Source organism: Acidimicrobiales bacterium (assembly GCA_025455885.1).
GTDB lineage: Bacteria > Actinomycetota > Acidimicrobiia > Acidimicrobiales > Acidimicrobilacustridaceae > Rhabdothermincola_A.
The window spans coordinates 86,949-113,230 of sequence record JALOLR010000008.1 but is presented as its reverse complement, the minus strand read 5'-3'; the positions used below and the strand labels follow the sequence as shown (position 1 = coordinate 113,230).

Below are 26,282 nucleotides of genomic sequence, written 5' to 3'. Positions count from 1 at the left end.
CGCCGGCCGGTCGCGCAGGGCTCGGGCTCAGGTCAGACCGGCGGCGGCACGCACCGCGGCCGCGAAGCCCTCCCGGTCGGCCACCGTCACGGTGAGACCGGGGTGGGCGACGGCGCCGAACGGGTCGAGGCCCCGGACCGGTTCGCGGAAGCACAGGCACACCCCGCCGGCGGTGGTGGTGCCGAAGGTCAGGCCACGGTCGACCAGCGATGCCCGGGCGCCGATGGCGCGATGGGCCCGGTAGGGCCCGGTCAGCTCGACGTCAACGACGTTGTCGGCCGTCGTCTCGCACGACCACGGCCCGAACCGGGCCACCAGGCGATCACCGTCGAGGGTGACGTGCGCGGTCGACGGCACCACCCCGAGCGCCGCCAGCAGCGGGCGGGTGCGGCGATCGAAGGCGAAGTCGAACTGCCGGACGCGTTCCGGTCCCGGGGCGTCGCCGTCCCGCCCCGCCGTCCGATCGAGGGCCGTGCCCAGGCGAACGGCCGTGGCGGCGTCGAAGGCCCCCCGACCCCGCCAGCGCACCGCGCCGGTGGCGTCGACCAGGAACAACCCGACGGTGCCGGTGGACTCGATGCCCAGCCCGTCGGTCACCCGGCGCACGTCGGTGTACACCGTGATGGTGCGGCGCAGCACCACCGGATCGCGGATCGCGCCGGCCATGCCGCCGTCGATCACGCGCCGGGCGGGCGACCACTTCGTGCCGATGGTGGGGACCTCGTAGAAGCGCAGACCAGGGTCCGCGGCGGCCCGGGCCTCCAGCCACGGGACCCACGAGTCGACGAGCGTCTGGTGCTCACGGCGGAACGCCACGATCACGACGTTGCGATCGCCGTCGAACGCGTCGGGGAGCGCCACGACCCGACCCTTGAGGTCTCGCCCTTCGAGGTGGGGGAACGACCGCCGACCGTTCGCATCGTCTGTCACCCCGGCCACGGTACCGACCGACTCCTCGTCGGTCACCCTGGGTGGAGCGTCGGGCGAGGGTTCAGATCCTGCCCTGGCCGGGGAAGCCCACCGGGGCGCCGAGGGCCCGCATGCGCCGCACCGCCGGCCAGGGGAAGAGGAGGAAGGTCAACGCGATGACCAGCCCGATGAACGGCAGGAAGAAGGACAGCAGGATCAACACCAGCCAGAGCCCTCGTGACCTCCCCGCTTGCGACCACGCCCACGCCGGGAAGCGCAGGACGCTGACCAGTGCCCAGACCTTCAGCAGGAACGCGGCGAGCTCCAACAGCATCCATCCGGTCCAGACATCCATGATCGTCCTCGGTTCGGTCAGGCGAGATCGCCGGAGGGCAGCTCGCCGTCGGCGACGGCGTGCGCATGGCGGGCGTGGTCGGCGGCGTTGAGGTCGGCGTAGCGTTCGGCGAAGGTCGCGACGGCTTCGTCGTAGCGGGTCGAGCGCCCGAGGTACGCGGCGATGGCGGCCGGTTCGCCGGATCGGGCGTGGGCCCGGGCCAGGGACCATCCGCACATCCGGGCGTAGACGGCGAGGGCGGTCGCCGACATCGCCTCGACGTCGGCGGACCCCTTCATGTCGCGGAGCTGGCGCCAGTAGTAGTGGCGACCGTCGAGCGCCGAGGTGCTCCACCCGAGGAAGATGTCGCTGGCGGCCTGCATCATGCGCTGCCCCTCGACCACCCGCTGACCGGGATGGTCGTAGCGCCCGGGCGCGACGTGGGGCTCGAGCACCGAGTGCGCGGCCTCCTTGAACTGCAGGACGAGCGGGTCGCCGGCGTCGCTCTCCAGGAGCACCACGAAGGCCCGCAGGCCGACGCTGCCGACGCCGACCACCTTGTGGGCGATGTCGGTGATCCGGTACCGGCCGAGCAGGGCGGCGTGGGAGTCGGCCACCGTCGTCCGGTAGCCGGCGAACGTGGACCGTATGGCGTCGGCGAGCACCTCGGGGTCGGCGTCGGTGCCGACCTGGCCGAGGGGCACGAGCACCGGGGGATCGGCCCGGAAGCGGCGCCCGCCGTCGACCTGCTCGGTGAGCTTGCGCACGGCCTGGAGGCTGGTTCGCCGCCGGGCCGCCCCGATGCCCTCGTCGACCCTTCGGGCGGCCTTGCGCCTGGCGGCGAACGCCTTGCGGACGGCTTCGGTGTCCAGCCGGGCGTACCAGATGTCGAGCGGGCTCCATCCGGCGAAGTCGCGCATGGCGCTGCGGTACGCCGAGGCGACGGTGGCGGACAGATCCCGCGCCGTCGCCGGGGGGAACCCCCGATCGCCGGCTGCGATCGTGAAGCTGGTGGCGAGGCGCAGCAGATCCCACTCCCACGGGCCCCGGGCGGTCTCGTCGAAGTCGTTCAGGTCGAACAACAGCTCCCGGCTCGGCGACGCGAAGACACCCAGGTTGCTCAGGTGGGCGTCCCCGCACAGCTGCGCCTCCAGCCCGGACGTGGGGGTCCCGGCGAGGTCGGCGGCCATGATCGCCGCCGCGCCCCGGTAGAAGGTGAAGGCGCTCACCGCCATGCGGGCATGGCGCAGCGGGACCAGCCCCGGGACCCGGTCGGCGTCCTGGGCGGCGAGGACGGCCACGGGGTCGGGGCGGTCGGCGGCAGGGTGCCAGTCGCCGATCGCCGATCGGGGCGTCGTCCGTCGGGCGGCGCGGCCGGCGTCGGCGTCCGGGCGCGGGACCTCGGTCGTGGGGGGCATCGCGCCAGGATCGCGCCGCGGCGGGGTGCGCCGGGTGCGGATCGGGTGCGAGGCGGGTGCTCCGCTCCTGCACCCGATCCGCACCGGTGCCCGTCCGCGATGGTCGTAGCGTGGGCCGATGGGTCGGCGGTGACCGCCGCTCGGCTTCGTCCGAGGCGACCACGGAGGGGTACCCATGGGTGACGAGCCCACCACCGGGGAGGGGCCGGCAGGATCCACCCCGGTCGTGCTGCCCCTCGCACCGGACCTCGAGGTCCTCTTCGAGCGGGCCCCCGAGATCATCACCATCACCGACGCCCACGGTCGCCAGCAGATGGTCAACCAGGCGGGCCTGCGGCTCCTCGGGTTCGACGACAGCTTCCGCAAGCCCGCCGACGGCTGGCTGTTCGTGCACCCCGACGACCGGGAACGGATCCACGCCCACCGATCCGACCTCGCCGGGCGGGAAGCACGTGGCGAGCCCTTCGATCCCACGAAGGCGTTCCGCTACCGCGTCCGTTCCGGAACGGGCGAGTGGCGGTGGCTCGAGACCGTCGTCGCCGACCTGCACGACGTCCCCGGCGTGCAGGGCCGCGTGGCCTTCTCCCGCGACGTCACCGAGTCCGAGGAGCGCGCCCAGGCCCTCCTCGAGTCACAGGCCCGGCTCGAGGCGCTGGTCGCGAGCTTCGGCGAGGGTGCGTTCATCGACGACGCATCGGGGGTGGTGCTGTTCGCCAACGAGCGCCTCTGCGAGATGTTCCTCGTCGACGGCCCGGCCGCGGCGTTCGTCGGATCGCACCGCGACGAGCTGGTGGCTCGGCTGGCGACCGGGTTGGCGGGTCCGACGCCGCTGCCGAGGGTCGCCGAGGTGGACCACCGGACCCGCTCGGTCTTCCCGTTCGTGTTGTCGACCGGTCGCGAGGTCCGCGTCGAGGTCATCCCCATCCGCGGGGCGGACGCCGACCACGGCCGGCTCTGGCTCTTCACCGACGACACGGCGCGACGCGACGAAGAACGCCGCCAGCAGGCGCTGCTCGAGCTCGAACAGCAGGCCCGCCGGGTGGCCGAGGAGCAGGCGGAACGACTCGAGGCCTACGACCGGCTGCGCAACGACTTCGTGGCCGGCGTGTCGCACGAGCTGCGCACCCCGCTCACCGCGATCGCCGGCGCGACCGAGCTGTTGCAGTCCGACCCGGAGGTGCCCGAGACGGCGATGGGCCACCTCGGGATCATCGGGCGCAACGTCGATCGCCTGCGCTCCATGGTGGAGGACCTCCTCCTCGTCGGGCGTCTCGACGCCGGGATGCTGACCCTCGAGCCCACCGAGATCCGTGTCGCCCCGCTCCTCGCCGAAGCTGCCGAGTCGTTCGCCTCGACCGCCGCACGCCGCTCGGTCACCGTCCGGGTGGAGGTCGGGGAGGGGCTGGTGGTCACCGCCGACCGCCGGCGCCTCACCGAGATCGTCGAGAACCTGGTCGACAACGCCGTCAAGTTCTCGCCGCCCGGGTGCGACGTGACGGTACGGGCCGACCGCGTCGGCAGCCGGTGGTTCCTGGACGTCGTCGACCACGGCCCCGGCATCCCCGCCGACCAGCGCGCTTCGGTGCTCGGCCGCTTCGTGCGCACCCCCGACGCCGAGCGCGCCGGTGTCCCCGGCGCCGGCCTGGGCCTGGCCATCGTGGAGGGCCTCGTCGGCCTCCACGGTGGGACGGTCACCATCGACGACTCCCCCGGGGGAGGGACCCGGGTGCGCTGCGAGATGGCGGACCTCTCCCCGGAGCCGTCGTGACGGCGATCACCGGGCCCGCCCGGCGGGTGCTCGTCGTCGACGACGACGACGACATCCGCGCCGTGCTCGCCGAGGTGCTGCGTCGTGCCGGACTCGACGTGCTCCTGGCCGCCTCCGGACGCGAGGCGCTGCGGCGGGCGTTCGAGAGCCGGCCCGACGCCGTGATCCTCGACCTCGGCCTCCCGGACCTCGACGGCATGGAGGTCCTGCGGCGGCTTCGGGACATGACCGACCTCCCGGTGCTCGTCCTCACCGCCCGGGGCCTCGAGCGCGACAAGGTCGACGCCCTTCTCCTGGGGGCCGACGACTACGTCACCAAGCCGTTCTCGAACGCCGAGCTCCTCGCTCGGGTGATCGCCCTCCTGCGCCGCTCCACGACCGGCGGTGGGGCCGACGTCGTCGAGCGGATCGCCGACGGCGACCTCGTGGTCGACCTCCGGGCGAAGACCGTCCACCTCGCCGACGAGCCGGTCGACCTGTCGCCCACGGAGTGGCAGCTGCTCGTCACGTTCCTGCGTCACCCCGGCCAGGTGCTCTCCCGGGAGCAGCTCCTCGAGCACGCTTGGTCCGACCCCCTCGGGGTCGGACCCGAACGGGTGAAGTTCGCGGTGCTCCGCCTGCGCAAGCGTCTCGGCTGGCAGGACCCCGACACCTCGCCGATCGAGGCCGTGCGGGGGTTCGGATACCGTTACCGGGGTCGCGTCCCCACCTGACCGCGCGCGGTGCAGGGTGCCGGTTGCCACGGTTGCACCTCATCTGCACCGAAACGGAACCCGCGTCGGTGCCGCCGGACGGTCCACTCACACCACCATCGAACGAGGAGATCCTGCGTGCGTCACACCCCCTCCACCCTCCGGCGGGTCCGGCTGACCGCCGGCGCCGTCGTCGTCGTGGTGGCGTCCTTCGGGGCCCTTGCCGCCTGTTCGAGCGATGACGACAGCACGACGGCCACCACCGTCGACGCTGCGCAGAACTACTGCGACGCATGGTCGTCGCTCATCAGCGCGTTCGAGGCCTACGACGAGATCGACATCGTGAACGGGGGGCTCGACAGCGTGCGGAGCTACTTCGACGAGCTCGAGACCGCCGCCCGGCAACTCGCCGAGGCGGCGGACGCCCAACTCGAACCGGCTGTCGACGCCTTCACGACGTCGCTCGACGACCTCGGGACCGCATTGACGTCGTCGTCGCTCCCCGTGGACCGTCGGGACCAGGTCCGCGCCGCCACGGAGGCCGTCGACTCGGCATGGAACGACCTCGTCGAGGCCGCCAAGGCCGGTTGCCCGTCGGTCACCGCCACCACCGTCGACGCCGACGCCGCCTGACGCCCGGGAGCACCATGACCACCCATCCCTTCCTCTCCGACGACTGGATCGAGCAGACCCGGTCGGTCAAGGCCCGCCGGGCGGGGAACCCCGTCGACGAACCGGGGATGGTGGTCAACGCCACGATCACCGGCGTCCCCTTCGGCGAGGCCACCCGCGAGCTGCACTCCGGCCACGGCCCGGTCATCGGGTGGGAGGCGGGCCACGCCTCCGACGCGCGGCTCGCCTTCACCGTCGACTACGCGCTGGCCCGCGAGCTCGTGCTCGATCCCGGCTACGACGTCCTCGAGCAGGCCATCGCCTCGGGCACGCTGCGCATCGACGGCGACACCGCCGCCCTCCGGTCGTGGTGGTCGAACCGCATCGGCAACCCCGAGGCCGTCGCGCTCGACGACGAGATCAGGGCCCTCACGGCCTGACCCCGGTCCATCGCCGTGCTCGCCGTGACCGTGCCGCCGCTGGTGGCCGAGATGGCGGTCGTCCTCCTCGCGGCGGCCGCCATCTCCTATCTGTGCACCCGGATCGGGCTCGTGCCCATCGTCGGGTTCGTGCTGGCCGGCGCGCTGGTCGGGCCCTTCGCGCTCGGCATCGTCGAGGACGTCGAGCTCGTCGAGCAGACCGCGGAGATCGGCGTCATCTTCCTGCTGTTCGGGATCGGCCTCGAGCTGAGCGCCGACCGCCTCCGATCCCTCGGGGCGCTGCTCTTCGGCGGCGGCGCGGTCCAGGTCCTGCTCACCATCGGACTCGTCACCGCCGGCTGCGTCCTGTTCGGCGTCGACACCAAGACCGCGATCTACACGGGTTGCCTCGTGTCGCTCAGCTCCACCGCCATCGTGCTCAAGATCCTCTCGGACCGCCGCCAGACCTCCTCCCCGGTGGGCGAGGTGGCCGTGTCCTTCCTCATCTTCCAGGACCTCGCCGTCGTCATCATGGTGCTGCTCGTGCCCATGTTGGGGCCCGGGTCGTCGGGGGGCGTCGGCGACGTCCTCGGCGCGCTGCTGCGCTCCCTCGTCGTCATCGTCTTCGTCCTCGGCGCCACCCGATGGTTCGTCCCCCGCGCCCTCGACCGCGTCGCCGAGCGTTCGACCGACGAGGTGTTCCTCCTCACCGTTGCGGCGTTCGCACTGGCCGTGGCCTACGGCGCCAGCCTGCTGGGCCTCACCGACTCGCTGGGGGCGTTCATCGCCGGCCTCGTCATCTCCTCGAGCCGCCACCGTGAGCGGGCCCTGCGCTACATCACCCCGTTCCAGATGCTCTTCTCGGCCATCTTCTTCGCCTCGATCGGCATGCTCCTCGACATCGGGTTCGTGCTCGACCGATGGCAGCTCGTCCTCGTCCTCGCCGTCGGCACCGTGGTGATCAAGGTGGTCGCCACCTCCACCGCCGCCAAGGTCTTCTCACGACCCGGACCGGTGATCGCCACCTCCGCGCTCCTCCTCGCCCAGATCGGTGAGTTCTCGTTCGTGCTCGAGCAGAGCGGACGGGCTGAAGGGCTCACCCCGGCCGGCGTCGGCGAGCAGGGATCCCAGGCGTTCATCGCCACCGCCGTGCTGTTGTTCATCCTCACTCCCGTGCTCGACGCGGGCGGGCGGCGCCTCGGTGCGCTCATCGAACGACGGGCGGTCGCCCGCGGCCGCGCCCCGGCCGCCCCACCGGTCCCGCCGGTCGTCGTGGTGGGAGGCGGGGCGGGGGCGCGGGCCCTGCTCACGGCCAGCGTCGAGCAGGCGGGTCTCGACAACCCGGTGGTCGTCACGGCCGCGTCCGACACCGTTCCCGACGACGCCGCGCTGGTGGTCGCCATGGATCTCGACCCGGCCGCGTTGCAGGTGCTGCTCGACGCACGGGGCTCGGATGCCGAGGGCGTTCCCGTGCTGGCCTGGGTCCGCGACCCGGCCAGCGCCGACCGGGCCTCCGGCCACGACGGGGTTCGGGTGATCGACGCCACCGGCGCCGCCGAGCTGACCGTCGCCCGCGCCATGCTCGATGCGCTCGGCGTCGAGCAGGGACGGCGGATCACCGCCCTCACCAAGGCCGTCGAGTCCCTGCCGAGCGAGCTGCGTCGCCCCCTGGCGTGACCTGGTGCCGGCATGGCGACCGATCCGGTCGTGGCCGTCGCCCGGGCACGACCGGTCGCGCTCCGGGAGTCCCTGACGGTGGGCGAGCGGGCGATGAGGGCGTTCTCAGGCCGCTCTCACGGTGGGCTCAGCCGCCGCCGCGACCGTGGCGCCCATGGCACTCCACGAGGTCGTCGACGAGGTCATCACGTCCGGACGAGGGCTCCCACCCGACCCGCCCCCTGACGACCCCACCGACGACCCCACCGGCGAAGGGCGTCCCGCGACCGCGGCCGCTCGGCCCGGCTCGCTCGGCGGGCGGTGGTGGCTCCCCAACCTGGGTCTCGCTCTCGCCGCCGGCACCGGCCTGGCCCTGGCCGTGTCGAACGGATCGGTCGACCTGGCCGAGGTCGGGCCCGGCTGGTGGTGGGTCCTGGTGGCCGCGTTCCACCTGCCGGTCGCCGCCATCGGGGCGTTCCTCCTCGCCGGGCTGATCGAACGGGTCGGCTACTTCTGGCGGGGACGGGCGACGAACCGGCCCGGTCGTCTGCCGGCGGCGTTGCCGACGGTGTGCGTGCAGCTCCCGATGTTCAACGAGGACGCCGTCGCCGAGCGCGCGATCGACGCGGCCTGCTCGCTCGACTGGCCGCGCGATCGCCTCGAGGTCCAGGTGCTCGACGACTCGACCGACCCCGACACCCGAGCGCTCGTCGAGCGGGTGTGCGACCGGATGCGGGCTTCGGGCGTCGACTGCCGGCTGGTCCGCCGGTCGAACCGCGACGGCTACAAGGCGGGGGCGCTCGAGGTGGGTCGGCGCATGACGTCCGCCGACCTGATCGTGATCTTCGACTCGGACTTCCTGCCCCGACCGGACTTCCTGGCCGGGGCGGTCGGCTACTTCTTCGACGACGAGGGCCGCTGGATCGACGACCTGGCGCTCGTGCAGACCCAGTGGGGCCACCTCAACCACGACGAGTCGCCGCTCACGCGTGCCCAGTCGCTCTGGGTCGACGACCACCACACGGTCCAGATGTCGTGGCGGTCCGAGAAGTGGGGCTTCGTCAACTTCACCGGGACGGCGGGGATCTGGCGGGCCGAGGCGATCGAGCGGGCCGGCGGCTGGCGGGCGGCGAGCCTCGTCGAGGACTGCGAGCTGAGCTTCCGGCACCTCTTCGCCGGGTACCGGACACGCTTCGTCAAGGAGGTGGTGGCCCCCTCCGAGCTGCCGGCGACCTACACGGCCTACAAGGCCCAGCAGAAGCGCTGGACGCAGGGATGGATGCAGCTCCAACGCATCCACCTACGCACACTGCTCCGGAGCTACGAGACCACGCCGCTGCGCCGGGCCCACCTCCTGTACCACATGTGCATCCCGTGGCAGTGGGCGTTGTGGGGGCTCTGGCTCCTGGTGCTGCCGATCGGCATCTGGAACGGCGTGTGGCTCGGGACGTTCGGCGTCGGCGTCGGGCTCGGCGTCTACGTGGCCCCGATGGTCCTGTGGCTGACGGCGGCGACCGTCGTCGCCACCATCGAGACCCGGCGCTCCTACCCCGGCCCCCGGACGTGGTCGGTGCTGGCCCGGCGGATGACCCGGGTGGTGCCCTACGCCGTCATCAACACCGGCATGCTGCCCCACCAGTTCAGCGCCTTCGCCGAAGGCCTCTTCGGGCCGATGCACAGCGAGTTCGAGCGCACCCCGAAGGTCGCCACCGTGACCGTCGCGGACACGGGGGCCACCCGCACCGCGGCCTCGGGCGGCGACCGGCCCCCACGGCGGGCGAAGGTCCGGGTGCACCCGCCCTACGTCGCCGCCGAGGTGCTGTTCGTCTGCTACCAGTTCGGATGGGCGGCCGTGTTCCTCGACGCCGGCCTCTGGGCGAGCGCCGTCGCGGCAGGCTTCGTGGGGTCCTGTGTCGCCGGACTGATGTGGTTCTACGGCGACCACGTCGACCGCCGGCTGTTCCTCGTGCCGCGGCGGTCGACGGTCAGGTGAGCGAGACCCGCCCTGGTCAGGCCGTGAGCCGGTAGCCCATGCCCCGCACCGTCTCGCTCGTGAGAGGGCCGAGCCTCCCCGTTCCGCGCGCGGGTCCCTGATGCCGTCGTGGCTACGCCTGTCGCCATTCGTCGTACAGCTCGCGTGGCCAATACCTGACCGGCCGGATCCGGTCGCGCTCGATCAGGTCGAGTCGGACCTCGTCGTAGTCGTAGCAGTTGAGCTCGTACCGGTTGCCCCACGGGTCGGCGAACTCGTAGGCCCAGCAGAGGTCGAAGTCGATGAGCTCGTCGCTGGCCAGGGGTGTTCCCCCGACGTTCGGGATCACACCGGGCAGCGAGCGGGCGAACGCCACGAAGGCCTCGTGGTCGACGCTGAACGCCACCCCGGCGAGGTTGGGTGCCATCGGGTGGGTCTCGCTCGCCTCGAACAACGCGAGGCTCGTCCCCCCTCCGTCCCCGGTGATCTGGAGGGGTCCACCCCCGAAACCCTCGGCCCAGAACCGGTACTCCTCGACGGGCTCGAACCCGAGGTGCTCGGCGTACCACGCTGCCGCCTCGACCCGATCGGGAACCCGGATGTGGACGTGGTCGAGGTGACCCAGGCGGAGCGAGGGGGGAGGCATCGGTCCATCGTCCTCGCCGCCCCCGATGCCGTCAACGGGTCGGGGCACCCCACCCGGCCATCCGAACCCGAGGACCTCCCCGAGGTGACGTCACCGGGTCCCGGTTCGACGGGATCGAGGCGCGGAGGGCGTCGTGCGTGGGTGTGTGGACGTGAAGGTCTCGACAAGATCGGCCCGATCGCCCTCAAGACGACGTCAACCGGGTTCCACGGAGGGTCGTCGCGGCGTAGACGTCTCCTCATGGCCGATGTGCTCTACGTGTTGACCGTCCTCGTGGCGTTCGCCGCGCTCGTCGGGCTCGTTCGCCTGTGCGACCGTCTCGTCGGTCCCGACGAAACGGCAGCTGCGATCACCGGCGAGCCCACCGACGTGGTCGATCGATGACGCCGGAGAACGTCGTCGGCCTCGTCATCGCCGGCGTCGTGCTCGTGTACCTCGCCGTCTCCCTCTTCTTCCCCGAGCGGTTCTGATGTCGCCATCGGCGCTCTTCCAGCTCGTCCTCTTCCTCGCAGTGCTTGCGGTCACGGTGCCCCCGTTGAGTCGCTACCTGGCGAGGGTGTTCGGCGACCCCGAGCACCACGGTGTGCCTCAGGCCACGCCCGGCGACCGGCTGTTCCTGCCCGTCGAGCGGCTGATCTACCGGGTGTGCCGCATCGACCCGCGATCAGAACAGCGCTGGACCACCTACGCCCTCTCCCTGCTGGCCTTCAGCGCCCTGTCCGTCCTCGCCCTGTACGCGCTCCTCCGGTTCCAGGCCTGGCTCCCGCTCAACCCGGACGGGCAGGAGGCGGTGAGCCCCGGAGTGGCGTTCAACACCGCCATCTCGTTCGTCACGAACACGAACTGGCAAGCCTACGGCGGCGAGACGACCATGAGCCACCTCTCCCAGATGCTGGGGCTCACGGTGCAGAACTTCGTGTCGGCCGCCGCCGGGATGGCGGTGATCGTCGCCGTCATCAGAGGACTGACCCGTCGGGGCTCGGCCACCCTCGGCAACTTCTGGGTCGACCTCACCCGGGTGGTCGTGCGAATCCTCGTGCCGCTCTCGCTCCTCGTCGCCGTGGTGCTCGTCAGCCAGGGTGTCATCCAGAACTTCTCGGGTACGACCGAGGTGATCGCGGTCGCCGGCGGTGCCCAGGAGCTCCCCGGCGGGCCGGCTGCATCGCAGGTGGCCATCAAGCAGCTCGGGACCAACGGGGGTGGCTTCTTCAACGTCAACTCCGCTCACCCGTTCGAGAACCCGAACGCATGGTCGAACCTGGTCCAGACGTGGGCGATCGTCGCCCTCCCGCTGGCGATCCCGCTGGCCTACGGACGGATGGCGAAGGACCGTCGGCAGGGCAGCGTGCTGCTGGCGGTGATGGTGGTCCTGTGGTTGGGATCGGTGCTCGTCGCCACCGCGGCGGAGACGAGTGGCAACCCGTTGCTCGCGGACGTGGGCGCCGACCAGAGCGTGGTCGCCACACAGCCCGGCGGGAACATGGAGGGCAAGGACGTGCGCTTCGGGCCCGCCACCTGTGCGCTCTGGGCGGGGAGCACGACCGGGACCTCCAACGGCTCGGTCAACTGCATGCACGACTCCATGACGCCGGCCGGCGGTGGCGTGGCCATGGTCAACATGCTCCTCGGCGAGGTCAGCCCCGGAGGCGTCGGTGTGGGACTGATGGGGTTGCTCGTCTACGCCCTCCTCGCCGTGTTCATCGCCGGGCTGATGGTCGGGCGGACGCCGGAGTACCTCGGAAAGAAGGTCCAGGCCACCGAGATGAAGCTCGTCGTGCTCTTCATCGCCGTGATGCCGCTCACGGTCCTGACCCTCTCGGCGATCAGCATCCGCCTGGGCACCGTGCTCGACACCTCGATCCAGGATCCCGGACCGCACGGGTTGAGCGAGGTGCTCTACGCCTTCGCGTCGCAGGGCAACAACAACGGTTCGGCGTTCGCCGGTTTCACCGCGGACACCCCGTGGATGACGACGAGCGGGGGCATCGCCCTGCTGGCGGGTCGGTTCGCGCTGATCATCCCGGCGCTGGCGATCGCCGGGAGCCTGGCCCGCAAGCAGCGCGTGCCGGTGACGGTCGGGACGTTCCCCACCGACGGTCCGATCTTCGCCGGGCTCGTCACGGGCGTGGTGCTCATCGTGGCCGGGCTCACCTTCTTCCCTGCGCTCGCTCTCGGCCCGGTGGTCGAGCAGCTGATGATGTCCTAGGAGCTCTACGTGGCACTCACCTCCGACCCTGTCGCCGAACGGGGGGCGACGCACGACCCGAACCGGTCGTCGACGAGAGCGCTCTTCGACGGCCAGATCATCGGCACCGCGCTCTTCGACAGCTTCCGAAAGCTCGACCCGCGCGCCATGGCCCGCAACCCGGTGATGTTCGTGGTCGAGGTTGGAGCAGCAGTCACCAGCCTCCTCTTCTTCACCCAGCTCGGTGACGACACCGGGGAGGGAACGCTGTTCACCGGGCTCGTCGTCGTCTTCCTGTGGTTCACGGTTCTGTTCGCCAACTTCGCCGAGGCCATGGCGGAAGGGCGAGGGAAAGCGCAGGCGGCCTCACTTCGCAAGACCCGCCAGGAGACGACCGCCAACCGGCGGGGGCGCGACGGGCGCCTCGAACAGGTGCCCTCCACCGCCCTCGAGGTGGGGGATGAGGTCGAGGTCGTCGCCGGCCAGGTCATCCCCGGCGACGGAGACGTCATCGACGGCATCGCCAGCGTCGACGAGTCGGCGATCACCGGCGAGTCCGCCCCGGTCATCAGGGAGTCGGGCGGTGACCGGTCAGCGGTCACCGGGGGCACGACCGTCCTGTCCGACCGCATCGTCGTGCGCATCTCGGCACGGCCCGGCGAGTCCTTCCTCGACCGGATGATCGCGCTCGTCGAGGGCGCCGAGCGGCAGAAGACCCCCAACGAGATCGCGCTCAGCATCCTCCTGTCGGGATTGACGATCATCTTCCTGCTCGTCGTCGTGACGCTCCAGCCCTTCGCCATCTACTCGGGGGACGAGCAGAGTCTCGTGGTGCTCACCGCGCTGCTGGTCTGCCTCATACCGACGACCATCGGAGGCCTGCTCTCGGCCATCGGGATCGCCGGCATGGACCGGCTCGTCCAGCGCAACGTCCTGGCCATGAGCGGTCGGGCCGTGGAGGCTGCGGGGGACGTGTCCACGCTCCTCCTGGACAAGACCGGCACGATCACCTTCGGGAACCGCCAGGCTGCCGCTCTCGACCCGGTGCACGGCGTCGACGAGCGGGAGATGGCCGTTGCGGCGCTTCTCACCAGCCTGGCCGACGAGACCCCCGAGGGGCGTTCGATCGTGCAGTTCGTCCAGGACCGTTACGACGTAGAGATCCCCGGCACGACGGCTTCGGAGCTCGTTCCCTTCACCGCACAGACCCGGATGAGCGGTGTCGACCTGCCCGACGGGCGTCGGATCCGCAAGGGCGCCACCGACTCGGTCCGCCGTTGGGTCACCGAGCAGGGGGGTGAGGTCCCGCCCGAGCTGCTCTCCTTCGTCACGGACATCTCGAACAGCGGTGGAACGCCGCTCGTCGTGGCCGATGGCGAGCGGGTGCTCGGGGTCGTCCACTTGAAGGACGTGGTGAAGCCCGGGATGCGTGAGCGGTTCGACGACTTGCGGGCACTCGGGATCCGCACGGTGATGATCACGGGTGACAACCCGCTCACGGCGCAGGCGATCGCCGGAGAGGCAGGCGTCGACGACTACCTCGCCGAGGCGACGCCCGAGGACAAGATGACGCTCATCCGCCGGGAGCAGAGCGGGGGACGGCTGGTGGCGATGACAGGCGACGGCACCAACGACGCGCCTGCGCTGGCCGCCGCGGATGTCGGCGTGGCGATGAACACCGGCACCCAGGCTGCCAAGGAAGCCGGGAACATGGTCGATCTCGACTCCGATCCCACGAAGCTCATCGAGATCGTCGAGATCGGCAAGCAGTTGCTCATCACCCGTGGATCGCTCACCACCTTCTCGATCGCCAACGACGTCGCCAAGTACTTCGCGATCATCCCGGCGATGTTCCTCGTCGCCTACCCGGAGCTCGAGGCGCTGAACGTGATGCGACTGGAGTCCGCCCGCACGGCCATCCTCTCGGCGGTCATCTTCAATGCGCTGATCATCGTGGCCCTCATCCCCCTCGCGCTGCGCGGCGTGCGGTTCCGCGCCGTGGGCGCGGCCGACGTGCTGCGCCGCAACATCACGGTCTACGGACTCGGAGGCCTGGTCGCTCCGTTCGTGGGCATCAAGCTCATCGACCTGCTCCTCACCGCCCTGGGGGTCTCCTGATGCGCCGTCAGCTGCTGCCCGCCCTCCTCGTGCTCCTGACGATGACGGTCCTCCTCGGTGTCGCCTACCCCCTGGTCGTGACCGGTGTGGCGCAGCTGGCCTTCACGCGCCAGGCCGACGGCTCGCTCGTCGAGATCGACGGGACACCCGTGGCGTCGGAGTTGATCGGCCAGCCCTTCGACGGGCCCGAGTGGTTCGAGCCACGACCCTCCTCGGCCGGTGAGGGCTACGACGCGACCTCGAGCTCGGGATCGAACCTCGGCCCGACCAACCCCGAGCTGATCGACGCGGTCAGGGAACGGGTCGATGCCTACCGTGCTCGGAACGGGTTGCCCGCCGAGGTCGCGGTGCCGATCGATGCGGTCACCGGATCGGCATCGGGCCTCGACCCTCACATCTCAGTGGCGAACGCTCGGCTCCAGGCGCCCCGAGTCGCCGAGGCCCGGGGGCTCTCCGTGGACCAGGTCCTGGACCTCATCGACGACAACACCGACGAGCGGCCGCTCGGAGTGCTCGGCGACCCCGGGGTGAACGTCGTGCTCCTCAACCTCGCGGTCGACGAAGCGGGGGGCCGGCCGTGAGGGCGCTCCGTACACTCCGGTCGTGAGCCGCGGCCACCTCCGCATCTATCTCGGCGCCGCACCGGGCGTCGGCAAGACGTTCGCCATGCTCAGCGAGGGCCGCCGACGGGCCGCACGGGGCACCGACGTCGTGATCGGGGTGGTCGAGACCCACGGTCGTGCCAACACCGAGGAGCAGATCGGCGATCTGGAGACCGTGCCACGGCGCAGCGTCGACTACCGCGGAACGACCTTCGAGGAGATGGACCTCGACGCGGTCCTGGCCCGTCGACCGGCTGTCGCGTTGGTCGACGAGCTCGCCCACACGAACGCGCCCGGGGGGCTTCACGAGAAGCGATGGGAGGACGTGCACGCCCTGCTCGACGCCGGCATCGACGTCATCTCCACGGTCAACATCCAGCACCTCGAGTCGCTGAACGACGTCGTCGAGACGATCACCGGGATCCACCAACGCGAGACCGTCCCCGACAGGGTGGTCCGCGAGGCCGACCAGGTCGAGCTCGTCGACATGACCCCCGAGGCCCTGCGTCGCCGAATGGCCCACGGCAACATCTACGACGCCGGCAAGGTCGACACCGCCCTCACCAACTACTTCCGGCCGGGCAACCTCTCGGCGCTCCGCGAGCTGGCGCTGCTCTGGGTGGCGGACAAGGTCGACGACGCCCTCCAGGGCTACATGGACGACCACGGGATCACCGGGACGTGGGAGACCCGTGAGCGGGTGGTCGTCGCCGTCACCGGCGCGCCCAGCGGGGAGCACCTCATACGTCGCGCCGCGCGGATGGCGCAGCGAACCCACGCCGACCTGATCGGGGTTCACGTCAAGGCGGGAGAGGGGCTCGCCTCCGGTGTCAGCCAGGCGCTCCTCGACGGCCAACAACTGCTCTGCGATCTCGGAGGCACCTACCACGAGGTCGTGGCCGACGACGTGGCGGACGGCCTCGCCGCCTTCGCCCGGTCCGTCAAGGCCACGCAGCTGGTCCTCGGCTCGACGCGCCGTCGCCGCACGACCGAGCTCGTGCGGGGCTCGGTCATCAACAAGGCGATCCGCCTCTCCGGCGACATCGACGTCCACGTGATCTCCTACGAGGGCGACGAGGCACGGCGGTTGCCGCAAGCGCCACGACGACGGTCCCCGCTGAACCGGCGCCGACAGGTGGTCGGCTGGGGCGTCGCTCTCATCGGCCTGCCGCTCCTGACGGCTGGGCTCGCCGTGGTGCGTGACACCGTCGGGCTCCCCACGGTGTTGCTCCTCTACCTGCTGCTGGTCACCATCGTGGCGGCGATCGGCGGGCTCCGACCGGCGCTGGCCGTCGCACTGCTCGCCTCGGCGACGACCAACTGGTTCTTCACGCAGCCGTACGGGACGTTCGTCATCGACGACGCCGACCAGATCGTGGCGATCGTGGTGTTCATCGCGAGCGGGGCGCTGGTCAGCGTGCTCGTGGGCCAGAGCGCCCGGCACTCGGCCGAGGCACAGCGGGCACGTGCCGAGGCCGAGGTCCTGGCCGTCGCCGCGGCCCGCCTGTCTGCTGATCAGGACCCCCTCGCTGCCATGCTGGCCCACCTCCGCATCACCTTCGGACAGGACGCGATCGCCCTGTTCGCTCGCACCTCCGAGGGCGAGTGGGAACGAGCGGCCGTCGACGGGGCCGACCCGCCCGACACCGTCGACGCAGGAGAGCGGATCGAGATCGGCCAGGGCATGACGCTCGTGATCGTCCCCGGTCGGCTCTCCGGAGAGGATCGTCGCCTCCTCGACGCCTTCACGAACCGCCTCGCAGACGCGCTCGAACGACGCGACCTCGAACGGCTCGCGCGTGAGGCGTCCGTGCGCGGCCGAGCCGACGAGCTGCGCACCGCCATCCTCCGGGCCGTGTCCCACGATCTGCGCAGCCCCTTGGCCTCGATCAAGGCCTCCGCCACCAGCCTCCTCCAGGACGACGTGGAATGGACGGGGGCCGAGCGCAAGGAGTTCGCCCGTACGATCGACGAGGAGGCCGACCGCCTCGACCGCCTCGTTGCGAACCTTCTCGACATGAGCCGGATCGAGGCCGGGGTCGTGCAGTTCACGTCGCGTCCCGTCGGCCTCGAGGAGGTCATCGCCGCCGCCCTCGACAGCCTCTCCGGACCGACCGCCAACGTGGTCGTCGAGATCGGAGCGGACCTCCCGACGGCGTTCGCCGACGCGGGTCTCCTCGAACGGGTCGTCGCCAACCTGGTGGCCAACGCCGTCGAGCACGCCCCGCCCACGTCGCCGGTGCGGGTGCAGGCCGCCGCCCACGGGGGTCGAGCGATCGTCCGGATCGCCGACCAGGGCCCGGGGATCGATGCCGACCACCGCGAGCGCATGTTCGATCCGTTCCAGCGACTGGGGGACTCGAGCCCCACCGGAGTGGGCCTCGGACTGGCGGTGGCTCGAGGGTTCACCCAGGCCATGGGCGGTGAGCTCACCGTCGAGGACACCCCCGGCGGCGGCCTCACCGTGGTCCTGACCCTCCCGCTGGTCGAGCCGGCGGAGGGCCGCCCGCCGGCGGGGGTGCCGAGGTGACTCGGATCCTCGTCGTCGACGACGAGACCCAGATCCGTCGCGCCCTGGCCACGAACCTGCGGGCCCGGGCCTACGAGGTGGACCTGGCGGCGACGGGGGAGCAGGCACTCGAACTCGCCGCGGAGCGGCACCCGGACCTCGTGCTGCTCGATCTCGGTCTCCCCGGCATCGACGGGGTGGACGTGGTCCACGGCCTGCGAGGTTGGACCGACGTCCCGATCATCGTCCTGACCGTTCGCTCGGAGGAGTCGGACAAGGTCCGAGCGCTCGACAGCGGCGCCGACGACTACGTCACCAAGCCCTTCGGGATGAACGAGCTGCTGGCCCGGATGCGAGCCGCCCTGCGGCGCACGACGACTCCGGACAACGAGGAGGCCGTGGTGATCGCCGGTGAGTTGCGGATCGACCTCACGGACCGGCGGATCCATCTCCACGGTCACGAAGCCCACCTCACGCCCACCGAATGGGGCCTCGTGGAGCAACTCGTCCGCAACCGTGACCGTCTGGTCACGCAGCGCCAACTGCTCCAAGCGGTCTGGGGCCCTGGCTACGGCACCGAGGCCAACTACCTACGCGTCCACATGGCCAACCTCCGTCGGAAGGTGGAGGACGAACCGTCGCGCCCCCGTCACTTCCTCACCGAACCCGGCATGGGGTACCGATTCGTCACCGACCCCGCTCCGACCTCACGATGAGTCGCCTCGACCGCCTGCGAGGCCCTGCTCACCGAGAACGACCCATTCAAGCGCACCGCCCCCGCGTCGTCCCCTGGTCAGGCCGTGAGCCGGTAGCCCATGCCCCGCACCGTCTCGATCAGGTCGGCGCCCAGCTTCTTGCGCAGGTAACCGACGTACACCTCGACGATGTTCGACCCGGGTTCGAAGTCGTAGCCCCAGACCATCGACAGCAGCTGCTCTCGTGAGAGCACCTGGCCCGGGTGGCGGAAGAAGGTCTCGGCGAGCGCGAACTCCCGGGCCGACAGCTCGACCGTGCGGCCGTCGACCCCGGCCGTCCGGCGCCGGAGGTCGAGCAGGCATGCGCCGGCCTGCAGGATCGTGGCCTCGGTGGTGCCCTGGTCGCGGAGGCGGGCCCGCACCCGAGCGAGGAGCTCCTCGAAGCGGAACGGCTTCGTGACGTAGTCGTCGGCTCCGGCGTCGAAGCCGGCCACGGTGTCGGCGGTCTGGTCTCGAGCGGTCAGTACGATCACCGGGAGGCGCTCGCCGCGCCTGCGGATCTCGGCCAGCACCGCGAAGCCGTCCTGGCCGGGGAGTCCGACGTCGAGGATCAAGAGGTCGAAGTCGGTGTCGCGGGCCACGGCTGCCGCCGTGACGCCGTCGCCCACCGCCATCGTCGAGTGCCCGTTGGCCTCGAGGCCGCGGGCCAGGAACGACACGATGCGGTCCTCGTCCTCCACGATCAGGATGCGGGCCATGCGTCCTCCGGTTCGGTCGGTGTGGGCTCGGTGTCGAGCGGGAGCTCGATGGTGAAGGTGGCGCCTCCGCCGGGGGTGTCGTCGAGTCGGATCGATCCGCCGTGCGCGACGGCGATCGCGTCGGCGATGGCCAGGCCGAGCCCGGCGCCGTCGGCGCTCGTGCGGCGCGCCGACGCCCCGCGACCGAAGCGCTCGAACACCCGGGCCCGGTCGGCGTCGGCGACGCCCTCGCCCGTGTCGGCGATCCCGAGCTCGAGCGCGCCGTCGCGTTCGCGGCCGAACACGGTGATCGTGTCGCCCTCGGCGGTGTGCTGGGCGGCGTTGCGGGCCAGGTTCATCCAGGCCTGGACGATGCGCTGGCGATCGAGGTCGGCGACCAGGACGGCGTCGGCGGCGACCTGCCAGTCGCGTGGCGCCAGGGCCCGGGCCTTCTCGGCGATGTCGAGGGTGAGGTCGGCGACGTCGACGGGGGCCGGGGTGACGAAGTCCGGGCGCTCGGCCTTGGCGATGGTGACCAGGTCCTCGACGATCCGGCTCATGCGGTCGAGCTCGTCGAGCAGCAGCGCCCGGGTGTCGGCGGGCAGCGGCGCGCCGGGCTCGACGAGCTCGAGGTGTCCGCGCAGCACCGTGATGGGGGTGCGCAGCTCGTGGCCGGCGTCGTCGAGGAAGGCGCGCTGGGTGTCGAAGGCTCCTTCGACCCGGTCGAGCATGGCGTTGAACCGCTGGCCGAGGTCGGCGAGCTCGCCCGAGCCCTCGACGTCGATGCGGTGGCTCAGGTCCCGCTCGTCGATCTCCCCGGCGGCGGTGGCCAGGTTCCGCAGCGGCGACAGCACCCTCCCGGCGATCGCCCACGCCGCCAGGGCGGCGACCACGAACGCCGCCGCCCCGACGACGGCGGCGACCCGGACGGCATCGTCGATCTCGGCGCGCTCGCCGGCGGGGAACCGGGCCACGACGAAGGCCCCCCGGGACTCGCCGTCCCCCGTGACCACCGGCACCGCGAGGGAGCGCAGAGCGCCGGCGGGCGTGTCGTCGGTGCGCAGCTGGGGTGACGCGGTCGTGGCCCATGTGTCCACCAGGGGCGTCAGGTCCTCGATCGGGTAGGGCGCGTCGGCGCTCCGCCCGTAGGGTGCGCCGTCCACGATGGCCAGGAACACCTCGTCCTCGCCCGGGACGTTGCGGGCGAGGAAGGCATCGGCGATGGCCTCGAGGTCGGAACCGAACGGCGCGCCGGTCGCTGGGTCGACCTCCCCGACGAGTCGCCGGAACTCGTCGATCTCCTGGACGAGCTCCGCGTCGAGGCGATCGTCGAGCCGAGCCACGAGCACGGCCCGGTCGACGAGGATCGACACGGCGATCGTCGCCGCCAGCAGCGCCAGGGCGCCGATCAGCACCCGGGCCCGAGCCGAGGACCAGAGGCGGGACAGCCCCGCGGTGCTCATCAGCTGTCGTCCCTCTCGTCGTCGCCCTGGTCCTCGGGGTCGTCGCCGTCGTCGCCGTCGTCGCCGGGATCCGGCGGAGGTGGGGGTGGCGGTGCCGGGAGCGGCGGCGCAGGGGATGGCGGTGCCGGGAGGGGCGGGGCCGGCTCCGTGAGCAGATCCGGCGCAGGGCGCACCTCGATCGGGTCGGGTGGGGCGACGGTGGCCGGAGCGGGGGTCGGTGCGGGTGAGTCGAGCACGATCGGCGTCGGCAGGACGGGGCCGTCGCCCCCGGCGACCCACCTCAGCGCCCCGGCGGTCAGCCCTGCCGCCAGCACGGCCACGACCACGACGGCGCCGTAGCGCAGCGCACGCGTCACCGTCGGGACCTCACGTCGGAAACCCTCGGCGGCGCCGGTGAGCCGGACGTGAGAGGCACATGAGAAGGCTCTCATCTCGCTCTCACTGCGGCCTCATCGGGAACACCGAACCTGCACCCGTGCACATCGACGACCCCCACCTGCCCGCCGCCCGCGAGCTGTACGGCGACGCCGCCATCGACGTCCTCCGACCGGCGGTCACCGCCGCCGGCGGGACGATCCACCACGCCACCTGCACCGAGGTCCACTACCTGCCGGGCCGGGAGATGGTGGCCCGCTACGACTGCGACGTCACCTGGCCGACGGGCCGGACCTCAGAGGTGCTCCTCGCCGCGGCGACCCCCGGCGCGCCGCTCCCCGGCACCGTGGCGGTCACCGCGGCGACGCCGACCTCGGTCCTCGACGCCTGCGTCTGGCGCTGGCCGTTCGACCCGGTCGTCACCGGTCTCCCCGTCGCCACCACGCCGGCCGAGCTCACCCGCCGTCTCGACGGGGTGGTGGCCGGCCCGCTGCAGGTCGAGGTGGTGGCCTACCACCCGACCCGACGGGCCGTGGCCCGGGTCACCGACGCCCGCGGACGGATCTCCTATCTCAAGGCGTTGCCGCCATCCGAGGTCGCCGGCGTCGCCGCCCGCCACGACGCACTGCGGGCGGCGGGCCTCCGCGTGCCCGAGGTGCTCCATGTCGACACCAACGAAGGGCTGCTGCTCCTGTCGGCGATGCCGGGTGCCACGCTGCGCGACCACATCCGGTCGGGCCGCGATCGTTGGCCCGACGCAGAGTCGTTCACCGACCTGTTCCGCCGGCTCGGCGCGGTGGCCCCCGGTGGGCCGGTGACATCCGGCCGGGCGCCGAGGACGCACGATGCCCTCGCGCATGTCGCGTTCCTCGTCTCCGTCGCCCCCGATCTGGCCGGGCGGCTCGCCCCGCTCGGGTCGAGGTTCGAGGACGCGCGGGAGCAGGTCGGTCGGCGCCGCGGACCGGTCGTCCACGGCGACCTGCACGAAGCCCAGCTCTTCGTCGACGACACCGGCACCCTCACCGGGATCATCGATCTCGACGACCTGGGACCCGGCGACCCGCTCGACGACCCGGCCGTGCTGCTCGGCCACCTGGAGTACCGGGCCCTCACGTCCGGCGACGAGATCGCCGCCCGGCTGCGCCCCCACATCGACGAGCTCGGTGCACGGTTCGCGGCGATCCACGGCACCGAGGCGCTCGACGTCACGGTGGCCGCCGTGCTGGTCGGCCTCGCCACCGGCCCGTTCCGCAGTCGCATCCGTGGGTGGCGCGAGCTGACCGACGCCGTGCTCGCCGTCGCCGAACGCCGTGCGGGGCTCGACCGGATGTTCCCCGCCATCTCGGGTGCGGTCTGAGGAACTTCTCATCCGGACCTCAGATCCCGCTCACGCCCGACCCGGATGATCACCCACATCAACCCCGAGTCCCGAGGAGGACACGACATGAAGCAGAACCCCAAGCTCAACTGGAAGATCGCCATCGTGGGTGGCGTCGCACTCGGCGCCGGCTTCGGCACGCTGACCCTCGCCGGCGCCGACAGCCCCCGGCCGACACCCCAGGAGGTCCAGTTGCAGGCGTCGGTGCCCGGACCGACCACCTCGCTGCTGCCCCCGGAGGTCGTGGGCATCCCGCCCGCCCCCGACTTCGGCGTGCCGGTCCCTCCGCTGCCGCCCGTCCCGCCCGCTCCGGCGATCGACTCGGCCCCGTCGGTGGTGTCGGCCCCGCCGGCCCCGGTGATCATGAGCGCCCCGTCGATCGCCTCGCCACCCCCGGCGCCGTCCGTCGTCAGCGCCCCCTCCGTCGTCTCGGCCCCGTCGGTGGCCAGCGCGCCGTCGGTGGGCAGCATCGACTGACGAGCCCCCCACCGACCGCACCGGCGGCGTCCGTTCGCCGTCGGTGCCGGTCGGGCCGCCCCATCAGCGCACGCGCCCCGGCGAGCGGCCACGCCTCACCGACTCGGGCCGTTCGGCCGTGACGTGGGGCGGTGAGGAGGGGGACACTGGACGGGACCGAAAGGGGCGCGACGTGTTCCGGAACCGGGTGGAGGCGGGAACGGCGTTGGGTGAGGCGCTGGTCGGCCGGTTCGACGACGACGACGTCGTCGTGTTGGGCCTGCCCCGAGGCGGGGTCCCGGTGGCCTTCGAGGTCGCGAAGGCCCTGGGCGCACCCCTCGACGTGGTCCTGGTGCGCAAACTCGGCCTGCCGGGCCACCGGGAGCTGGCCATGGGCGCGATCGGCGAAGGCGGCATCCGCGTCCTCGACCCCGAGGTGATGGCCATGGCCGGCGTCGGCGACGCAGACCTCGAACGGGTCGAGGCCTCCGAACGGGAGGTCCTGGCCCAGCGGGCGCAGCGCTTCCGCGCCGGCCGTCCCCGAGTCGACCTGACCGGGCGGACCGCGGTGGTGGTCGACGACGGCGTGGCGACGGGATCGACGGCCCGCGCCGCCTGCCGGATCGCCCGCGCCCACGGCGCCACCCGGGTCGTCCTCGCCGTCCCGGTGGCCCCGCCCGACGTCGAGGCGCGCTTCGCCGACGAGGCCGACGAGGTCGTCGCCCTCCGTCGCCCGTCCTCGTTCCGCGCCGTCGGGCAGTTCTACGACGACTTCACCCAGGTCGACGACGACGAGGTCGTGGCGATCCTCGCCCGGGCGTAGCCCGCCGCAGCACCCGCCGCCCCGCCGGTCAGGGAGCGAAGTCGTCGAGCAGACGGGCCAGCTCCACGGGGGTGTCGCCCTGGACGCTGTGCCCGGCCTCGGCGACGTGCTCGACCCGGGCGTCGGGGCGGCGGCGGACCAGCTCGGCCTCGTCGGCGTCGTCCACGACCGACTGTTCGCGCAGGCCCCGGACGAGCATCAGCGGGACCCCCAGCCGGGAGACCGCCCCCCACAGGTCGGTGAACTCCGGGTGGGCGCCCACCTCCCCCTCCTCCCGGAAGCGCCGGTAGCGCCACACCCAGCTGCCGTCCTCGCGCTGCTCGGCGTTGTGCAGGATGCCGCGCCGCAGCGACGACTCCGTGCGGGTGGGGTTGAACTCGATGGTCCGGGCCAGCAGCTCCTCGAAGCTCGGGAAGCTCTCGGGCCCGTCGACGAACGCCACGATCGACTGGGCCTTCGGGCCGTCCACCCCGGGGGTCACGTCGACCAGCACGAGGCGCCGCACCAGGGCGGGGTGCCGGTCGGCGAGGGCCAGGGCGGTCATCCCGCCGAGGGACATGCCGACCACCGTGCTGGCGCCGGGGGCCAGCGCCCCGACGACCGTGGCCACGTCGTCGGCGTTGCGCCCGACGTCGAGGCTGCCGGCGATGCCGCCGTCGGAGTGGCCGTGACCGGGCAGGTCGACGGCGACGAGGGGACGCCCGAGGGCCAGGGCGACGGTGTCCCAGGTGTGGGCGTTCTGGGCGCCGCCGTGGAGCAGCACCAGCTCGGGTGGAGCGTCCCCCCACACCAGGGCCGAGAGGTGCCGGCCCGGCGCCACCTCCACCCGCTCGCGACGCACGGTCGGCGGACCGTCGTACGGGATGCCGTACTCCGCGGCGTTGTCGGCGAAGTAGGCGAACTCGTCGTAGGTGATGCGCTCGGCCATCCCTGGTGCTCCCCTGTCCCCGGGCTCGTCGTGGTGTCCGCCCTGCGGTCGCCGGTCCCGACGGTACTGTGCGGCTCGAGTCCGGGGGTCGGCGGTCCCGCCGCCGACGCGAGCGGCGCCGACACGAGGGGCCCTTGCGGGCCGTGCGGCGAACGGGCGATCATGGCCGGCGTGCGACCACAGCGAGCCCGTGTCGGCGCACGCGCCCGGTCGTGGGGACGGGTCTTCGCCGTGCTCGCGATCGTGGCGGCGAGCGGGACCGTGGGCGTGAGCGACGCCGTCGGCCAGTCCGTCGAGGAGCCCACGACCACCACGGCCCCCCCGGTGCCCCTCACGCCGGATCCGCCGGTGGCTCCCGATCCGCCCGTGCCGGTCGACGACCCGGTGACCGAGTTCGTCCCGGAGATCCCGACGACCCCCGGCGCCCCGGTGCCCCCGCTGATCAACGAGTCACCGGTGGCGCCCGGCCCGCCCGAACCGGACCCGTCGCCGCGCATCCGGGTGTCGCTGGCCCGCCTCGCCGTCATCGACGCCCAGGAGGTCCTGGCCGAGCAGCAGGCGGCGGCCACCGCCGCCCGCGACGTCGAGGCCGGCGCCCGGGCCGCGGTCGACGACGCCGAGGCGGCCCGCACCGCCGCGGGACGCCGGCTCGAGGCCGCCCGCGAGCAGCTCGGTTCCACGGCGATCTACGCCTACATGCACACCCCCGGCCGCGACCTCGTCGCCGCGCTCCGCGGCGACGCCACCGCCGGCGAGCAGGAGCGGCGCCTGTTCGCAGCCGCCGTCGATCACCACAAGCGCCAGGTCACGAGCGCCGAGCGCGCCGTGGCGCGTTCCGTCGCCGGCGTCGACGCCGCCGAACAGGCCCTCGAGCGCGCCCGGCAGGCCGCCGCCGACCAGGACGGTCGGGTCGAGCTGGCGTCGACCGCGCTCGTGGACGCTCGGACCGAGCTGCGCACGGCGTCGGCCGAAGAGGCGAGCCCGAGATCGTCGTGGCAGCTCTCCCTCCAGGGCCCCACGCTGTTCACCGCCGACGAGCTGACCAGGTGGTACGAGGGCGAGGGTCGCGGCTCGCGGGCGTCGGTGCCCGTCGCCGAGCTCGTCCGGCTCTTCGTCGACCACGGCACGGCCGAGGGGATCCGGGGGGACATGGCCTTCGCCCAGGCGATCCACGAGACCGGCTGGTTCGCCAACCGCGACACCATCACCGCCAACAACTTCGCCGGCATCGGACACTGCTCGGCGTGCGCCGCGGGGTTCCCGTTCGCCACGGCCGACATCGGCGTGCTCGCCCAGATCCAACTGCTCGAGTCGTACGCCGAGGCCAACCCGACCTACGACCTCCCGCGGGCCGCCCCCAACCTCAACGGGCCGCGCGGGTGCTGCCAGACGTGGAACGAGCTCGGGGGCGTGTGGGCCACCGACCCCAACTACGGGCCCCGCATCCTCAGCCAGTACGACCGCATGCTCGGCTGGCTCGTGGCCCAACGCAGCGCCGCCACCTGACCGTTCCGATCGAACCGGATCGAACGTCCCTCCCGAACTGTTGAGTCCCCAGCTCGCTCAGGCGATCCCGGGACTCAACAG

Annotated in this window: 25 protein-coding genes; 17 read left to right on the top strand and 8 right to left on the bottom strand. The window is 72.3% G+C overall.

The window, feature by feature from the left end; translation table 11 throughout:
- Nucleotides 1-27: 27 nt before the first annotated feature.
- The 3 genes from MUE36_08235 to MUE36_08225 form a co-directional block, all read right to left on the bottom strand.
- A complete protein-coding gene (locus MUE36_08235) occupies nucleotides 28-930 on the bottom strand; it encodes a hypothetical protein (GenBank protein MCU0310916.1) in 903 nt (300 codons plus the stop codon).
- A gap of 61 nt (nucleotides 931-991) precedes the next feature.
- Nucleotides 992-1,264, bottom strand: coding sequence for a hypothetical protein (locus tag MUE36_08230; protein ID MCU0310915.1), 273 nt, complete (start codon nucleotides 1,262-1,264; stop codon nucleotides 992-994).
- 17 nt (nucleotides 1,265-1,281) lie between these two features.
- Nucleotides 1,282-2,661, bottom strand: coding sequence for a DUF2252 domain-containing protein (locus MUE36_08225; GenBank protein MCU0310914.1), 1,380 nt, complete (start codon nucleotides 2,659-2,661; stop codon nucleotides 1,282-1,284).
- Nucleotides 2,662-2,836: 175 nt separating this feature from the next.
- Here MUE36_08225 and MUE36_08220 point away from each other — a divergent pair, with 175 nt between their 5' ends.
- The 6 genes from MUE36_08220 to MUE36_08195 all read left to right on the top strand — a co-directional run bounded on the left by MUE36_08220 (nucleotide 2,837) and on the right by MUE36_08195 (nucleotide 9,801).
- Nucleotides 2,837-4,429 (top strand): PAS domain-containing sensor histidine kinase, encoded by a 1,593-nt coding sequence (locus MUE36_08220; GenBank protein ID MCU0310913.1) that lies wholly within the window; start codon nucleotides 2,837-2,839, stop codon nucleotides 4,427-4,429.
- Complete coding sequence (locus MUE36_08215) at nucleotides 4,426-5,142, top strand: response regulator transcription factor (GenBank protein MCU0310912.1); 717 nt, start codon at nucleotides 4,426-4,428, stop codon at nucleotides 5,140-5,142. The genes MUE36_08220 and MUE36_08215 overlap by 4 nt, the downstream gene beginning before the upstream one ends.
- A gap of 117 nt (nucleotides 5,143-5,259) precedes the next feature.
- Nucleotides 5,260-5,754, top strand: coding sequence for a hypothetical protein (locus MUE36_08210; protein MCU0310911.1), 495 nt, complete (start codon nucleotides 5,260-5,262; stop codon nucleotides 5,752-5,754).
- Nucleotides 5,755-5,768: 14 nt separating this feature from the next.
- A complete protein-coding gene (locus tag MUE36_08205) occupies nucleotides 5,769-6,173 on the top strand; it encodes a hypothetical protein (protein ID MCU0310910.1) in 405 nt (134 codons plus the stop codon).
- Between the two features lie 15 nt (nucleotides 6,174-6,188).
- Nucleotides 6,189-7,829, top strand: coding sequence for a cation:proton antiporter (locus tag MUE36_08200; protein ID MCU0310909.1), 1,641 nt, complete (start codon nucleotides 6,189-6,191; stop codon nucleotides 7,827-7,829).
- Nucleotides 7,830-7,983: 154 nt separating this feature from the next.
- On the top strand, nucleotides 7,984-9,801 hold the full coding sequence (locus MUE36_08195; protein MCU0310908.1) for a glycosyltransferase: 1,818 nt from the start codon (nucleotides 7,984-7,986) through the stop codon (nucleotides 9,799-9,801).
- Between the two features lie 112 nt (nucleotides 9,802-9,913).
- Here the strand turns inward: MUE36_08195 and MUE36_08190 are convergent, their stop codons facing one another.
- Nucleotides 9,914-10,426 (bottom strand): VOC family protein, encoded by a 513-nt coding sequence (locus tag MUE36_08190; GenBank protein MCU0310907.1) that lies wholly within the window; start codon nucleotides 10,424-10,426, stop codon nucleotides 9,914-9,916.
- Between the two features lie 240 nt (nucleotides 10,427-10,666).
- Here MUE36_08190 and MUE36_08185 point away from each other — a divergent pair, with 240 nt between their 5' ends.
- The 7 genes from MUE36_08185 to MUE36_08155 are packed head-to-tail and all read left to right on the top strand — an operon-like array spanning nucleotide 10,667 to nucleotide 18,556.
- Nucleotides 10,667-10,810, top strand: a complete 144-nt coding sequence (locus MUE36_08185) for a hypothetical protein (protein ID MCU0310906.1) — start codon at nucleotides 10,667-10,669, stop codon at nucleotides 10,808-10,810.
- On the top strand, nucleotides 10,807-10,896 hold the full coding sequence (locus MUE36_08180; protein ID MCU0310905.1) for a potassium-transporting ATPase subunit F: 90 nt from the start codon (nucleotides 10,807-10,809) through the stop codon (nucleotides 10,894-10,896). The genes MUE36_08185 and MUE36_08180 overlap by 4 nt, the downstream gene beginning before the upstream one ends.
- Nucleotides 10,896-12,632: a potassium-transporting ATPase subunit KdpA gene (kdpA, locus tag MUE36_08175; GenBank protein MCU0310904.1), complete on the top strand. Its 1,737-nt coding sequence runs from the start codon at nucleotides 10,896-10,898 to the stop codon at nucleotides 12,630-12,632. Before MUE36_08180 ends, kdpA begins: the two co-directional genes overlap by 1 nt.
- A 9-nt stretch (nucleotides 12,633-12,641) precedes the next feature.
- On the top strand, nucleotides 12,642-14,729 hold the full coding sequence (kdpB, locus tag MUE36_08170; GenBank protein MCU0310903.1) for a potassium-transporting ATPase subunit KdpB: 2,088 nt from the start codon (nucleotides 12,642-12,644) through the stop codon (nucleotides 14,727-14,729).
- The gene (gene kdpC / locus MUE36_08165) at nucleotides 14,729-15,310 is read left to right on the top strand and encodes a K(+)-transporting ATPase subunit C (GenBank protein MCU0310902.1); all 582 of its coding nucleotides are present in this window, start codon (nucleotides 14,729-14,731) and stop codon (nucleotides 15,308-15,310) included. The genes kdpB and kdpC overlap by 1 nt, the downstream gene beginning before the upstream one ends.
- Before the next feature lie 22 nt (nucleotides 15,311-15,332).
- A complete protein-coding gene (locus MUE36_08160) occupies nucleotides 15,333-17,861 on the top strand; it encodes a sensor histidine kinase KdpD (GenBank protein ID MCU0310901.1) in 2,529 nt (842 codons plus the stop codon).
- Nucleotides 17,858-18,556 (top strand): response regulator, encoded by a 699-nt coding sequence (locus MUE36_08155; protein MCU0310900.1) that lies wholly within the window; start codon nucleotides 17,858-17,860, stop codon nucleotides 18,554-18,556. The genes MUE36_08160 and MUE36_08155 overlap by 4 nt, the downstream gene beginning before the upstream one ends.
- Before the next feature lie 77 nt (nucleotides 18,557-18,633).
- Here MUE36_08155 and MUE36_08150 read toward each other — a convergent pair whose 3' ends face one another.
- From MUE36_08150 to MUE36_08140, 3 genes are read right to left on the bottom strand one after another with little or no spacing between them, the layout of a single operon-like run.
- A complete protein-coding gene (locus MUE36_08150; GenBank protein ID MCU0310899.1) occupies nucleotides 18,634-19,293 on the bottom strand; it encodes a response regulator transcription factor in 660 nt (219 codons plus the stop codon).
- Nucleotides 19,278-20,735 carry a HAMP domain-containing histidine kinase gene (locus MUE36_08145; protein MCU0310898.1) on the bottom strand — a complete coding sequence of 486 codons (1,458 nt, stop codon included), beginning with the start codon at nucleotides 20,733-20,735 and terminating at the stop codon, nucleotides 19,278-19,280. Before MUE36_08145 ends, MUE36_08150 begins: the two co-directional genes overlap by 16 nt.
- Entirely contained in the window at nucleotides 20,735-21,091 is a 357-nt protein-coding gene (locus MUE36_08140) for a hypothetical protein (protein MCU0310897.1), read from the bottom strand. Before MUE36_08140 ends, MUE36_08145 begins: the two co-directional genes overlap by 1 nt.
- Nucleotides 21,092-21,210: 119 nt before the next feature.
- Between MUE36_08140 and MUE36_08135 the strand changes: the two genes are divergently transcribed.
- The 3 genes from MUE36_08135 (at nucleotide 21,211) to MUE36_08125 (ending at nucleotide 23,767) form a co-directional block, all read left to right on the top strand.
- The gene (locus tag MUE36_08135; protein MCU0310896.1) at nucleotides 21,211-22,467 is read left to right on the top strand and encodes an aminoglycoside phosphotransferase family protein; all 1,257 of its coding nucleotides are present in this window, start codon (nucleotides 21,211-21,213) and stop codon (nucleotides 22,465-22,467) included.
- Between the two features lie 87 nt (nucleotides 22,468-22,554).
- On the top strand, nucleotides 22,555-22,965 hold the full coding sequence (locus MUE36_08130) for a hypothetical protein (GenBank protein ID MCU0310895.1): 411 nt from the start codon (nucleotides 22,555-22,557) through the stop codon (nucleotides 22,963-22,965).
- Between the two features lie 172 nt (nucleotides 22,966-23,137).
- Complete coding sequence (locus MUE36_08125; protein ID MCU0310894.1) at nucleotides 23,138-23,767, top strand: hypothetical protein; 630 nt, start codon at nucleotides 23,138-23,140, stop codon at nucleotides 23,765-23,767.
- A 28-nt stretch (nucleotides 23,768-23,795) separates the two neighbouring features.
- On the opposite strand, the gene MUE36_08120 is transcribed toward MUE36_08125, so the two are convergent.
- The gene (locus tag MUE36_08120; GenBank protein MCU0310893.1) at nucleotides 23,796-24,695 is read right to left on the bottom strand and encodes an alpha/beta hydrolase; all 900 of its coding nucleotides are present in this window, start codon (nucleotides 24,693-24,695) and stop codon (nucleotides 23,796-23,798) included.
- A 171-nt stretch (nucleotides 24,696-24,866) separates the two neighbouring features.
- On the opposite strand from MUE36_08120, the gene MUE36_08115 reads away from it, so the two are divergent.
- Nucleotides 24,867-26,201, top strand: a complete 1,335-nt coding sequence (locus MUE36_08115) for a glucosaminidase domain-containing protein (GenBank protein MCU0310892.1) — start codon at nucleotides 24,867-24,869, stop codon at nucleotides 26,199-26,201.
- The last annotated feature ends 81 nt before the right edge of the window (nucleotides 26,202-26,282 follow it).

What these genes read in the sequence shown, in the direction of transcription:
- MUE36_08230 (MCU0310915.1), bottom strand. Translation starts at nt 1,264, where the DNA reads ATGGATGTCTGGACCGGATGGATGCTGTTGGAGCTCGCCGCGTTCCTG.
- MUE36_08225 (MCU0310914.1), bottom strand. Translation starts at nt 2,661, where the DNA reads ATGCCCCCCACGACCGAGGTCCCGCGCCCGGACGCCGACGCCGGCCGC.
- MUE36_08220 (MCU0310913.1), top strand. Translation starts at nt 2,837, where the DNA reads ATGGGTGACGAGCCCACCACCGGGGAGGGGCCGGCAGGATCCACCCCG.
- MUE36_08205 (MCU0310910.1), top strand. Translation starts at nt 5,769, where the DNA reads ATGACCACCCATCCCTTCCTCTCCGACGACTGGATCGAGCAGACCCGG.
- MUE36_08195 (MCU0310908.1), top strand. Translation starts at nt 7,984, where the DNA reads ATGGCACTCCACGAGGTCGTCGACGAGGTCATCACGTCCGGACGAGGG.
- MUE36_08190 (MCU0310907.1), bottom strand. Translation starts at nt 10,426, where the DNA reads ATGCCTCCCCCCTCGCTCCGCCTGGGTCACCTCGACCACGTCCACATC.
- MUE36_08185 (MCU0310906.1), top strand. Translation starts at nt 10,667, where the DNA reads ATGGCCGATGTGCTCTACGTGTTGACCGTCCTCGTGGCGTTCGCCGCG.
- MUE36_08180 (MCU0310905.1), top strand. Translation starts at nt 10,807, where the DNA reads ATGACGCCGGAGAACGTCGTCGGCCTCGTCATCGCCGGCGTCGTGCTC.
- kdpA (MCU0310904.1), top strand. Translation starts at nt 10,896, where the DNA reads ATGTCGCCATCGGCGCTCTTCCAGCTCGTCCTCTTCCTCGCAGTGCTT.
- kdpC (MCU0310902.1), top strand. Translation starts at nt 14,729, where the DNA reads ATGCGCCGTCAGCTGCTGCCCGCCCTCCTCGTGCTCCTGACGATGACG.
- MUE36_08150 (MCU0310899.1), bottom strand. Translation starts at nt 19,293, where the DNA reads ATGGCCCGCATCCTGATCGTGGAGGACGAGGACCGCATCGTGTCGTTC.
- MUE36_08145 (MCU0310898.1), bottom strand. Translation starts at nt 20,735, where the DNA reads ATGAGCACCGCGGGGCTGTCCCGCCTCTGGTCCTCGGCTCGGGCCCGG.
- MUE36_08130 (MCU0310895.1), top strand. Translation starts at nt 22,555, where the DNA reads ATGAAGCAGAACCCCAAGCTCAACTGGAAGATCGCCATCGTGGGTGGC.
- MUE36_08120 (MCU0310893.1), bottom strand. Translation starts at nt 24,695, where the DNA reads ATGGCCGAGCGCATCACCTACGACGAGTTCGCCTACTTCGCCGACAAC.